Source organism: Limnohabitans sp. DM1 (assembly GCF_001269385.1).
In the GTDB taxonomy this organism is placed as follows: Bacteria; Pseudomonadota; Gammaproteobacteria; order Burkholderiales; family Burkholderiaceae_C; genus Limnohabitans_A.
The window spans coordinates 1-13,468 of the sequence record NZ_CXOO01000041.1 but is presented as its reverse complement, the minus strand read 5'-3'; the positions used below and the strand labels follow the sequence as shown (position 1 = coordinate 13,468).

6 protein-coding genes and 1 pseudogene are annotated in these 13,468 nt (G+C 54.6%); 5 read left to right on the top strand and 2 right to left on the bottom strand.

Features of this window, described 5'->3' with window-relative positions; genetic code table 11:
- Positions 1–32: 32 nt before the first annotated feature.
- Positions 33–1,064: a LacI family DNA-binding transcriptional regulator gene (locus tag AMM33_RS15820; protein ID WP_090142264.1), complete on the bottom strand. Its 1,032-nt coding sequence runs from the start codon at positions 1,062–1,064 to the stop codon at positions 33–35.
- Between the two features lie 139 nt (positions 1,065–1,203).
- On the opposite strand from AMM33_RS15820, the gene AMM33_RS15815 reads away from it, so the two are divergent.
- Together AMM33_RS15815 and AMM33_RS22050 are read left to right on the top strand one after the other, a co-directional pair.
- Complete coding sequence (locus AMM33_RS15815) at positions 1,204–1,665, top strand: type II secretion system protein N (RefSeq protein WP_090142263.1); 462 nt, start codon at positions 1,204–1,206, stop codon at positions 1,663–1,665.
- Positions 1,666–1,781: 116 nt separating this feature from the next.
- On the top strand, positions 1,782–4,235 hold the full coding sequence (locus AMM33_RS22050; protein WP_194945499.1) for a carboxypeptidase-like regulatory domain-containing protein: 2,454 nt from the start codon (positions 1,782–1,784) through the stop codon (positions 4,233–4,235).
- A gap of 50 nt (positions 4,236–4,285) precedes the next feature.
- On the opposite strand, the gene ilvA is transcribed toward AMM33_RS22050, so the two are convergent.
- The gene (gene ilvA, locus AMM33_RS15810; protein WP_090142277.1) at positions 4,286–5,833 is read right to left on the bottom strand and encodes a threonine ammonia-lyase, biosynthetic; all 1,548 of its coding nucleotides are present in this window, start codon (positions 5,831–5,833) and stop codon (positions 4,286–4,288) included.
- On the opposite strand from ilvA, the gene AMM33_RS22045 reads away from it, so the two are divergent.
- From AMM33_RS22045 to AMM33_RS15800, 3 genes and pseudogenes are all read left to right on the top strand, one after another.
- Complete coding sequence (locus AMM33_RS22045; protein WP_194945498.1) at positions 5,832–6,080, top strand: hypothetical protein; 249 nt, start codon at positions 5,832–5,834, stop codon at positions 6,078–6,080. The two genes, ilvA and AMM33_RS22045, sit on opposite strands and share 2 nt — an antisense overlap.
- Positions 6,081–6,502: 422 nt before the next feature.
- A complete protein-coding gene (locus AMM33_RS15805) occupies positions 6,503–12,832 on the top strand; it encodes a YDG domain-containing protein (protein ID WP_090142262.1) in 6,330 nt (2,109 codons plus the stop codon).
- A 449-nt stretch (positions 12,833–13,281) separates the two neighbouring features.
- Positions 13,282–13,468, top strand: a pseudogene (locus AMM33_RS15800) (IS5/IS1182 family transposase); the annotation flags it as partial.

Sequence of the window (13,468 nt, the reverse complement as noted above, 5' to 3'; positions counted from 1 at the left end):
ATTTCAGAGCGAATGCGAGGGTAATCCCGATCTCAGGAGCGCCAGCGGCGCGTGGAGTCCCGAGAGATCAACACAGGGGCTGGCATTACCGCTTCGGGATTTTGGCCAGCCAAGAGCTGGAGCATGGCTGATGCTGCAAGACGGCCCAGTTCGTAAGCGGGCTGGTGGATGGTGCTCAGTGGTGGAATGCAATAAAGCGAATTGGCCAAATCGTCAAAGCCCATGAGGGACACATCATCTGGAATGCGCAGTGAATGGCGGTGCAAACTCAAGGCAGCGCCAAAGGCCATTTGATCGTTGGAGGCAAATATGGCGGTGAACTGCCGATTGCTCGACAACAGTCGGTCTGTGGCCAGCATGCCACTGACTTCGTGGTATTCACCGGGTACAACCAGATCAGGATCGAAAGGGATGTTGGCCGCTTCCAGCGCGCTTTTGTAGCCCTTGAAACGTTCATTCGCATCGGGGTGTTCCATGTCGCCCGAGATGAACGCAATTTTTCGATGCCCCAATTGAATCAAGTGCTGCGTAGCCTTGAGCCCACCGGTAAAGTTGTCAAAATTGAGCGCAAACAATCCTGTGGATTTGATGTTTCGGCCAGTGACCACAAGGGGCAGATTTTTGGCGGTGGCTTTCAGAGATGCATCTGACATCCGACCGTTTAAAACAATCAGTCCATCCACACGTCGTGCTCGAAGCATGTCGATGCAACGGGTCTCGGTGGTAATGTTCCAATGTGCGCTGACAAACAAAGGGCTGTAACCTGCGGGATCGAGTTCATCTTCAATGCCGCGCAGGGCTGCGCCATAAAACGGGCTGTCCAGTGCCTGCGTCACAACCCCAATGCTCAAGGTTCGCCCTCCTGCAAGGCCGCGCGCAACCGGGTTGGGGACAAAGCCAAGTTTGGCAATGGCGTCATCAACAGCTTTCTTTTTGTCTTCGCTGACGGTTGCTGTGCCGTTGAGAATGCGAGAAACGGTGCTGGGAGATACGCCAGACTCTTTGGCGACCATGTCGAGTGTGACAATAAGCGACTTGTTTTTGACAGCTGATTTTGTTTTCATGCTTTCCCACCTGAAATTATTGTTGTGAATGCGGTTTCAAAAAACGTACATTAACATGGCTCGCGAGTTGTCATCAATGGCACTTGCGGTAGAAAGGTGTCCTTTGCGTCACCTGTGCATCTGACTCAGAGAATTGAAAATGAAGTTGCTCAAGCAAAATTTTCCAACATCGCCCACTTTCACTCGCTCCTTCAGTGCCTTATTCGTCTGGATGTTGGCTGGTGCTGGCGTGGTTTTTTGGTTTTTGCAGTTCCCGGTGCAAGACGGCATGCTTCCAGCGTCTGAAACACTGACGTTGAGCCATCGCACACAAGCGCCAAGCGATGCCGGTCTGGGGCGGGCCCTGGGCGTGGTCACGACAACAGCCGCAGCGCCCACGCCACTAGCAACGCGCTTTCAGCTCATGGGCGTGATCGCCGCCAGTTCAGGCCAGGGCAGCGCACTCATTGGCTCCGACGGTCAGCCGCCCAAGGCCTATCGGGAGGGGCAGGTGGTGGCTGATGGATTGACCTTGGCAGACCTGTCGCCACGGCAGGTCAAGCTGAAATCAGCTGGCACCGAGCTGCTGCTGGAGTTGGCTGGCCCCCCGGAAAAGCCATAACCTTTGTTGTTGTTTTTTTGCGTGCAGGGTAAATACCAGTAAATATATCCTTCTAAAAATTACCATTTAAGATCAAAATAGACCGATCAGTTTTTTTTCTGTCTAAAAGGTCTTATATGTTCAAGCAAACGATGAAATGGGCTTTGCTGCCTGCCGCCGCTGCGGTGTTGGTGGCATGTGGTGGGGGCGGGGGTGGGAGTCCTTCAGTCAGTCTGCCTCAAACGCTGACTGGTACCGCCGCCATTGGTGCACCTATGAGTGGCGCCAATGTTTACCTGACAGACTCAACAGGACGTACAGCTGAGACGACAGCTGACTCTGCGGGCACCTACTTATTTACAGCTTCGCAGCTTGAAGGCATGCGAGCACCTTTGATTCTGGCGGCTTCAGTCCAACTTGGTGAGCGAAAGATCAACCATTATTCCTTGGTGAACTCTATCGAAGGGAATGTAATTGCCAATGTGACACCACTCAGTTCTGCGGTCGTGGCTTTGCTAAGCGAATCCCCTATTTTGTCCCCTTTAACTGTTCAGCAGTTGTCCAACTTGACCGCTTCGCAGCTGGAAAACGCAAAAAACAAGGTGAAGGCTGCAGTTAAGCCCTTGAGTGATCAGATGGTCCAGGGTTCTTTCGATCCAATCACTACACCAATCCAGTCAATTGGTGAAGGTGTGGATGAGCTCCTGGATCACGTTGACTTGGCGGTCGACCAAAGATCTATATCGTTGATGAACAAGATGAAGGTGGTTTCAGATTCTTCATCGAGTGCAGGAGCGAGTGCCGTAGCGATTCAAAAAGCCAGCACGCAAATGCCTGATCCCCTGCCTGCTGATCGGCAACCTACGGCCTCTATCGGAGAGCTCTACAGCCAGTTTGTCAGATGCTTTGCTACGCCTTCTGCAGAACGCATGGTCGTCCAATCAGCAACTGACGCCACTCTCAGCGAAAATTGCTCAGACATAGCAGTTGCAGAATACAAAAATAATGGGCTTGATTTCAAAGCTCGCTGGGCGAGGGCTCTGAAATCAAATACGATAAAAATAGGAGATGGAGCAGTTTTTTACATGCCGGAGGTGAGGCTTGCTTTAAGCAGTCAACCTCTGCGGTTGGCTGTGAACTTCAATTTCCTTGACAATACGGGTAACGGATTTACAGTACCGGAAATTATAGAGTTTTCAGCGACTGATAGGAAGTGGCGTCTTTATGGAAATAGGCGGTCTGTCAATATGTTCATTGATGCAAATGCTAATTACTATGCAGATATGTCTAAATATCCAAACTATGTCAACCTAAATACAAGCAAAATAGAAACGGGTATTCAGCTGACCTTTGATCCTAGAGTTATATTTGATCAAGATGGAAAACCTGAATACAATTTCACAGATTACACTACCAGTTCAGGATTGAAAGATCCCTCTCCGACCTTTAGAGAACTCAGAAACATTTTGCCTGCTGGTAAATCCATGGTGGGTTGTGTGGTAGTTAGTGGGCCGGGACGATTTACCACGAACAATCAGACTCGCTGGATGGGTATGTATCCGTATGGCACGGTCATGAAACGACCATCTGGATCGACACGTCAAGATTACATGGCATTTTCTTCGAGAATGTCCGAGAGTCAATACCAACAACTGAGTAGTGCTCAATTGCAAAGTTCGGTTGATTCTAATATTTGTGGTAATGGAGTTACAGATGATGCTGCTAGTTTTTACGCATTCGATATTGAAACTCTGACCAATCAAATAAATCCAATGACTGGACAGGTGGATCCTGGGATAAATGGTCGTCCTGTAGCTTGGAATTTAGGTGCCCGTTACGCCAGAACTGCCCCCGACGCCGACATGAAGACTGAATTGGATTCCAAGCCAATGTTTACTGTTTACGTGATTGATACCAACAACAAGCTTCGGATGAAGCTGAATACAAGGTATTTGGGTGATATTCCATCTGCCCAAGCGGTGAAGGCGTGGCATGACAACGGGTTCATGGCCAAATTTAAACCTGAAACCATTTCAGCTTATTTGTCATTCGACGCCTCCAAACCAACGTCCAACGAACTAACCAGCGTATCTTCGGCAGAGTGGGTAACAAACGCTTTGGGTTTTGCTCCCGATCTTGTCGGATTTTATTCACAGATTTTTCAGGGCATGCCCGGCGATGGATTGCACCCTACTGATCCATTGCGCACCACTGATCCGGATTTGGTGGAGCAACTGACTGGAAACAATTTTTGGCATCGTAATGCGCGATTTGCGAAATCGAAAGTAGGCGGTACATGCTCACTAGACTCTAAGTCACTCGTTTCTACTAACAGCTTTCTGGTCCGGAGATCTGACCGTTCCTTTACCTCAATTAGAGGACTGGGACAAGGCAATCCATACTATGGCTTGGACAGTCTTGACAATGCTTGTCTGACCAATCCTACATTTACTAATGGTGCTTTGACTGCACTTGCCCCGGCCACTTACAGAATCGAGTCCTACGTTTACAGGGAAGTTTGGAATAGGACTTACACTGGTAACAACATTCGTCTGTATTATTTGGCTGCTAATCGCAAGCTGAAGGAATGAAGAAAGGGGGCGTTTTGCCCCCTTTTCTCAGTTTGTCAGGCTCTTACAATTTAACCCCGCAAAAACAGCCGATAAACCGGGTTATCCGTCTCTTCCGCATACGGATAACCCAGCGTTGTGAGGAACTTATCAAACGCCTTGCCGTCTTTGGTGGGCACCTGGATGCCCACCAGAATGCGGCCGTAGTCGGCGCCCTGGTTGCGGTAGTGGAATAAAGAGATGTTCCAGCCCGGGCGCATCAGGCTCAGGAACTTGAGCAAGGCGCCGGGGCGTTCGGGAAACTCGAAGCGTAGCAGGCGCTCATCTTGTGACAGGGCCGAGTGCCCGCCCACCATGTGGCGGATGTGTTCTTTGGCCAGTTCGTCGTGCGTCAGGTCCAGCGCCTTGAACTTGTGCTTGTTGAAGTTGGCCGTGATCTTGCTGCTCTCGCCTTTGCCCTGCGTGCTCAGGCCCAAAAACACATGGGCCTGGTCCGAGTCACTCATGCGGTAGTTGAACTCGGTCACATTGCGCGGCCCGCCGGGCAGGCTGCCGATCAGCTCCAAAAAACGCTTGAAGCTGCCGCGCTCTTCGGGAATGGTGACGGCAAACAGGGCTTCTTTTTCTTCGCCCACGTCGGCGCGTTCGGCCACAAAGCGCAGGCGGTCAAAGTTCATGTTGGCGCCGCACAAAATGGCCGTAAAGGTCTGGCCCTTGCATTTGTGCGCGGCCACATACTGCTTGATGGCGGCCACGGCCAGTGCGCCTGCGGGTTCCACAATCGAGCGCGTGTCCACAAAAATGTCCTTGATGGCCGCGCACACCGCATCGGTGTCCACCGTCATGAACTCGTCCACCAGCCCACTCGCCACGCGAAAGGTTTCTTCGCCCACCAGCTTCACGGCCGTGCCGTCCGAAAACAAGCCCACATCGGGCAAAGTCACGCGCTTTTGGGCGGCCACCGATTGCATCATCGCGTTGGAGTCATTCATTTGCACGCCAATCACCTTCACTCCCGGGCGCACCGCCTTGATGTAGTTGGCCACGCCACTGATCAAACCGCCGCCGCCAATGGCCACAAACACCGCATCCAGCGGTCCCTGGTGCTGGCGCAGCATTTCCATGGCGATCGTGCCCTGGCCTGCGATCACGTCCGGATCGTCAAAAGGGTGCACAAAAGTCAGGCCCTGCTTTTTTTCCAGCGCCACCGAATGGTTGTAGGCATCGGAGTAGCTCTCGCCAAACAGCACCACTTCCCCCCCTAGGCTCTTGACGGCATCGACCTTGACTTGCGGCGTGGTGGTGGGCATGACGATCACGGCCCGCGTGCCCAATTTGCTGGCACTCAGCGCCACGCCTTGGGCATGGTTGCCGGCCGAAGCGCAAATCACTCCTTTTTTGAGCTGCGCCGGCGTCAGCTGCGCCATCTTGTTGTAAGCCCCGCGCAGCTTGAAGCTGTGCACCGGTTGCTGGTCTTCGCGCTTGAGCAGCACTTGGTTGTTCAGCCGCCGAGACAGGTTTTTGGCCAACTCCAAATCCGACTCGGTGGCCACGTCATACACGCGGGCGTTGAGGATCTTGATCAGGTAGTCGGCGGGTGTGAGGTGTGGGGAGGTCATGCGCTGGCAATTGCCTTGGGGGCAAGAAACAAAAAAGGTGAGCGCCAATGATACCGGCCCAAAAAAAATGCCCCGAGCCTTGCGGTTCGGGGCAAATCCACCTTTTCAGAGGGTGGAGGAGACAAACGGTTCGTACAAAAAAAGCACGACTGTTCGCAATTGTAGCGGGCTTTTTGCTGCATTGCAGCAACCGGAAGTTTCAAAAAAGCAAAATATTCTAAAAATGAAGGTGTCCCTACTTGTGTAGCTGGGTACGCCAATTGTTCGGCAATTCCCCGCCCACCACGCAGCGGTGCACCACCGATGCATCCGCCATGACCTTGACACCGTCCAAACCTTGAGTCTTCATAAAAATGTGTAAAAGGTGCCTATTTCTATAACAACATAAAACGCATAAATTGAAGAATTATTTCTTTTTGGATGTTAATTGGGTTCTTTTATTAAACTTATTTAAGTATATAAAATTAGCAAATAGACTAGAATTTATGCAGTGAATCGTGAATTTTGTTACTAAAAATTGCAATAATTTGCAATTGTTGGTACTTTTCAATTGATACGCTTGTCAAATGCAATAAAAAAATTCTTGGTGACAAGAAAGAGTCAAAAAGGCATGTTTGCCTGTCAACAGACATTTGGCATACACATGAATAAATTCATCAAGTTACCGCCATGAACGCCAATTGCTATAAAACAGTCATCTCCAAACGCCTGGGTGCCCTTGTGGCCGTGGGAGAGCACGCGGCAAGCCAAGGCAAAGCCACGGGTAGTTGCACAGGCAGTTTTGCCGGTGCGGGCTTTGTGAAAGGCATCGCTGATGCAGGCGTCTACTACATCGGCGCGCTGACCTTGAGCTTTGCGTTGGTCACCATGGCCTATGCAGCCCCGGCCAACAACGCACTGCCCACCGGCGGCCAAGTGGCCCAAGGTGCAGCGGCCATCAGCCAAAGCGGCGCCAACATGGGCATCTACCAAAGCACGGCCCGAGCGGTGGTCAACTGGCAAAGTTTTGACATCGGCAAAGACGCCAAAGTCAACATCGTGCAGCCCAACGCACAGGCTGTGCTGCTCAACCGCGTCAACGGCCCCGCGCCCAGCCAAATCTTTGGTCAGATGACCGCCAACGGTCAGGTGGTGCTGGTCAACCCCAATGGCGTGACCTTTGGCAAAGACGGCTCCGTCAGCGCCGCAGGCCTGACAGCCAGCACACTCAACACCACCGATGCCGACTTCATGGCCGGGCGCAACCGCTTCACCCGCGACGGCGCCACCGGACAAGTGATCAACCAGGGCACCCTCACATCCGCCCCCGGCGGCTATGTGGCCCTGCTGGGCGCCAGCGTCAGCAACGAAGGCAAGATCGTGGCCCCCCAAGGCAACGTTGCCCTGGGCGCAGCCGAAACCATCACCTTACCCGTGTATGGCAGCCGCCGCATCAAGATGGAGCTGACCCCTTCGGCCATCAACGCCGCTGTGGCCAACCAAAAAGGCGGCAGCATCGTCACCGAAGGCGGACAGGTCTACATGCAAGCCGCCGCCGTAGGTAGCGCCATGGCCAGCGTCATGCAGTCTGGCGGCATTGACACATCAGGCGCACAAGGCGGCGCGGTGCACCTGCTGGCCGATGGCGGGCACATCCGGGTAGATGGCAGCATCAAGGCCAACAGCACCCAAGGCACAGCTGGCGGCGATCTTTACATTGGCCGGGACAAAGACACGAATGTGTTGGCGGCGGTGGGCGATGTGAGTGGGGCGCGACTGGAATCCAAGGGTGGCTTCGTGGAGACTTCAGGGCAATACCTAGTGACCACGGGCACCCGTGTTTTGGCCAAAGACTGGTTGCTGGACCCCTACAACATCACTATTGCGCCCAGTGGCCCATCGGGTACAGCTTATTCAAGCACTTACAACCCGGGCGCGGACTCGGTCATTCTGGCCAGTGACATCGCGGCCAACCTGAACTCGGGCACCAGCGTCAACATCCAAACCGGTCTTGCCGGCTCACCAGGCTTGAGCGACGGGAACATTGTGGTGAATGCAGCAATTGTCAAGTCAGGCAGCAGCGACGCCAGTTTGACCTTGACCGCCAACAACGGCATCACGGTGAACCAACGCATCGGCCGTGCTGCTACAGACGCCACTTCAAGCGGCAAGTTGAACGTCGTCATGACCGCCAACGGCGACGCTACCAGTACCTCGAACAGCCAGGGTATTGCTCTGAATAACGTGATTGACGCCAACGGCGGCCAAGTGACGCTGTCGGGCACGTCAAAGAACACCTCTGGCGTTCAACTGGGACCCACCTACGTATACGGCGTTAACAACAACAGTCGAAGCGGCGTGGTGTTCAACGGTGGCTCGGGCATCACCGCAGACAATTACCAAGTCACTGGCACGCACACGGTTGCGGCGGGCAATTCGTTTGGTGTCAGCGGCGTTTACTTGGATGGTTCTGTCAACTTCAAAGCCACGGGCAACACCGACAGCAACATCACCGGCAACAGCAACGCACAAGGCAATTTTGGTCCGGGTGTCATGGTGATGGACAACGCGACGATCCGACTGGATAACCAAGGCACAGGTGTCACCACACTCAAAGGCTCGAACACCAACACAGGCGGCGGCAACGGCGTTCGGATAGGGGCTGGCACTAATTCTGCCGTGATCAACGCGATTGGACGCGTGACCCTTGGTCAACAATCAGCTAACTTGAACGCCCCCATCTTTGTTCGCGGCACCATCAACGCCAGTCAAAACTCAGCCAGTCAGAGTGGCTTGAGTATCCTGGGGCAAACGGGATTGAACACATCGGCGGTTCAAATATGGGACACCACCATCAACGCTACCGGAATTGACGTGGTCGTTGACGGCATCACCGCCAATGCGGCTGGTGTGTATATTCAAAATGCCGTAAACACAACTTGGACGACCAAGAACCTCACGGTCATAGGTGTGGCCAACACCACAGCGGGATCCAGCGGCACGGGTGTCCAAGTGCAACGCTACTCTAATGTGTTGACAGTGAACGCCAGCGGCAACATTGCCGTCCAAGGCACGGTCCAAGGCACGGGCACGGGTAGTGGTCTTTACTTTGCCCAGAGCGGATGGGGCGCCCAAGCGCCCAGGATGACGGCCGGGGGCAACATCACCTTGCGTGGCAATAACCGCGCATCGGAAACCAACGGGACTGAAGCTGTCTACATCGGCTCCGGTGTTCAAGCGACTGCGGGGGGCAATATCGTCTTGCAGGGTGAAACGAACAATGCAGCGGTCAACGCAATTAACTTTTATTCGGCTGCAACAAGTTTCACTGCCTGGAATACAGTGGGCGCCAGCGCTTTGCAAGGCAACACCACGCTGCAGGCGACAGGTAATGTATTGGTTCAGTCGAATCAGGGTGGCATTTACTTGACTAATCAACTGTCAAGCACCTTGAACAATGGCGGCACGCCTTTGTTGACGTCGGACACCAAAATCACGGGCAAGAACATCACCTTTGACAACACCGGTGCGGGTATGACCACAGGAGCCAGCAACACCGTGGGTTCGGGCAGCATTGATGCAACCACAGGGGCGATCACGGCAGGCTCTGGCAAGGCCACAGGAACAAGAACAACAGATATCAACCCGGCATCACTTGCAAACGCTCATGGTGTCAATTTCGGTGATAACCGCGATATCAAAGCCACCGGCAACCTGCACATCATGGGCGCATCGACAGCGGGCGATGGTGTCCGATCCATTGCCAAGATGGAGGCTGGTGAGAGCCTCACCATCGCGGGTCAAACCCAATCAGCTGCCCAGCGGGCCGTCGTCATCACCAACAATGGTGCTTTAAATGGCATCCTGAAAGTGACTGACGGCAAAACCATCAACATCCATGCCAACACCTTGACCTTGGGGGGCGCTGCCACTGCTGTGGATGCAGGTACAACAAGCACCGTCAACATCAAAACGCTGACTTCGGGCAACGAGATTGTGATTAGCGCCGCTGATACGCCAAGCACCACACTTGCGAGCCAAAAGCTGGGCATCGATCAAAGCGAACTCAACCGCATCAACGCAGGCCATCTGGTGATCGGTGACACCGCAAGCACAGGAAAAATCACTGTCTCAGGTGCTACAACGACCGCAGCAACGACAGGCAACATCACCTTGCAAACGGGTGGCAACATCGAAGTGAATGCGGCCTTGACTGTGGGTGATGACCCTGGGACTACAGCTACGGTTGAGGCCTCCAAAACCCTGACCTTGAACGCCGCAGGCGCCAACAGCGCGGTGTCGCAGACGGCCACGGCCGCCATCAAGGCCACAGGACTGGAACTGCTGGGCACCAACGCGACGCACACGCTCACGAACGTGAACAACCAAGTCGCAACGCTGGCTGTTAACAGCAAAGCGATTAATTATGTGAACAGTTCTGCATTGACCTTGGGCGTAGTTAACGCAACCACAGGTATCAATGCAACAGGTGATGTCAGCATTGCAACGCAAACTGGCAATTTGACGATCTCTGAAAATGTCAACACAACCGCATCATCTGCAACCGCCTTGGTACTCAATGCAGGCAAGTCGTCTGGTGTTGGGGCGGCAGTTGGCGCTGATGTAGGTGGCAATATCGTTGTCGGTTCGGGCAAAACAGTCGGCGTAGACTCAGGCGGCGTTGCGCAGTTAATGACGGGCTCGATCACGGGTGATACCTCGGCGGCAGGATTGGCAGCAGCAGGCAAATTCCGTTACAACAGTGATGAAAGCAGCACCAACTACAACACCGCACTCAGCAGCGGTGTCAACGTGATTTACCGAGAAAAACCAACGGTGACTGTGAATGTCAATAGCGTCTCGAAAACGTACGACGGCATAACTTTTACAGGCGGAAATGGGTTTACAGAAGTCACGCCGAGCGGCTTGAAAAATGGTGATGCACTGACAGGTGCTACTGCCACAGCCATATTTGGTGGCACCGCTCAAAACGCAAAAAATGCATCGTCTACGCCATATACGCTCAGCGCGAGCGAAAGTAATGCGGGTAAAAGTGCCTTGGGTTATGGGGTGACTTATAACAGCGGGACGTTGACGGTTGCCAAAAAGGATGTGACGCTGACCAGCATCACGGCGGCCAACAAAACCTACGACGGCAACACCAACGCCACCATCACCGCTGGCACCTTCGGCGGCACCGTGGGCACAGAGACCTTGGTCATCAGCGGCTCGGGCAGCTTTGACACCAAGAACGCCGGCTCCAACAAGACGGTCACTGTCTCTGACGTCACCAGCTTGACCAAAGCCAACGGCACCAACGGCGGCGACTGGGACAACTACAACCTGACCACCACCGGCATCAAAACCACCACCGCCAACATCGCCAAGAAGGATGTGACGCTGACCAGCATCACGGCGGCCAACAAAACCTACGACGGCAACACCAACGCCACCATCACCGCTGGCACCTTCGGCGGCACCGTGGGCACAGAGACCTTGGTCATCAGCGGCTCGGGCAGCTTTGACACCAAGAACGCAGGCACCGGCAAGACCGTCACCGTCTCTGACGTCACCAGCTTGACCAAAGCCAACGGCACTGGCGACTGGGACAACTACAACCTGACCACCACCGGCAGCAAGACCACCACCGCCAACATCGCCAAGAAGGATGTGACGCTGGACAGTCTCACCGCTGCCAACAAAACCTACGACGGCAACACCAACGCCACCATCACCGCTGGCGCCATCAGCGGCACCGTGGGCACAGAGACCTTGGTCATCAGCGGCTCGGGCACTTTTCACACCAAGAACGCCGGCACCGGCAAGACCGTCACCGTCTCTGACGTCATCAGCTTGACCAAAGCCAACGGCACCAACGGTGGCGACTGGGACAACTACAACCTGACCACCACCGGCATCAAAACCACCACCGCCAACATCGCCAAAAAGGATGTGACGCTGGACAGTCTCACCGCTGCCAACAAAACCTACGACGCCAACACCAACGCCACCATCACCGCTGGCACCTTCGGCGGCACCGTGGGCACAGAAACCCTGGCCGTCAGTGGCTCGGGCAGCTTTGACACCAAGAACGCCGGCACCGGCAAGACGGTCACTGTCTCTGACGTCATCAGCTTGACCAAAGCCAACGGCACCAACGGCGGCGACTGGAACAACTACAACCTGACCACCACCAGCAAAACCACCACCGCCAACATCGCCAAAGCCACCCTCACAGTCACCTTAGCCGACCAAACCAAAACCTACGACGGCACCACAGCCGCCACTCTGGTCCCCACCGCCTTCACCGTCAAAGGTGTGACCGTTGCGGGCCAGACCGAAACCGCCAGCGTGAACCAAACAGTCGCCTTGTACAACGACAAGAATGTGTTGGGCGCGAGCAGCGTCACGGCCAATCTGGCGGCGGGCAACTTTGCGGCAGCCACGGGTACCGATCTGAACAACTACAACTTGCCGACTTCGGTGACTGGCAAAGGCGCGATCACGCCCAAGGACGCGGCCGTGACGGGCACCGCCACCACGGTGCAGGCCAATGGCACGCAGCAAACGCAGTTGCCAGCGACCAAGTCGGGCTTTGTGGCGGGTGAAGACGTGACGGTGTCAGGCTTGGCCACGGGCTTGATTGCGGGCACGTACAACTCCAACCTGAACGCAGCACCGGCCAATGCCGCCACGTTGTTGAGCAACTACAAAATTGCTTACACCAATGCGCCGTTGCAGATCACCCCGGCCGTGGTGACCAACAACACCGTGACTGTGGCCCTGGCCCGCCCCACAACGCCGACCAGCCGTTTGAACTTCTCGGGCTTTTCTAATGCGGGTGGTGTGGGTGCCGCTGTGGCCGGTGCCGTGGATTCGGGCGCCGACAGCAGGGAGCCCTTGGGCGCAACAGCCTTGCCGCCACAAGCTTGCTCACCCGAGAGCTTGCAAGAGTGCGATTGTGAAGAGCGCGGTGATGACAACATTGAGCTGTGCTTGGTCCCAGGCGCCAGGATTTGAGCGTGCAGGGCCTGTTTGACCGGTGAACGTCGGGGTCCTTGGCCCCGACCGCCAGAGGGGTGACTGGCATTTGTCGGGGTCTTCGACCGCCGACCTACGGGGCGGTGGTCTTGTAGGTCGGCAGCTTTATGGATTCGGCACGCTGAAGTTTGAATTTTTTGAGCCGTCACTGCTTATAGATTTGGCCCGATGAAGTCTGAGCCGTGTGTTGCCCGTTGGGAGGATTTTGTGGGAGCTTGCCAGCCAAGCGAAAAGCCTGTGGTCCACAAGCGTCTGATCGCCAGCAGGGCTAGCGCCCACAAGGTGCAAGGTTGAAGTCACCCTGCAAACTTCACAGGGCCAGATCAATACGAATGGATGTCTAGCAGGCTGCTGAAATACTGACTCACTGAAAGCGTCAATTCAGCTGCGCGTTCGAGAATTCAGGCATCACAAAAAAACAGTTTGACATGCGCGGCGCAGACACCTTTACCGAGAGCTTGTTTCTGATGAAACGGCTGGATGATTTCGTACCTGCTGGACACCCTTTGCGAGCCATCCGTGAGATGGTCAATAAAGCACTGGTGGCCATGGACGGCTTGTTTGCGGACATGTATGAAGCTGACATCAAAGGCGGCCGCCCTAGCGTTGACCCCG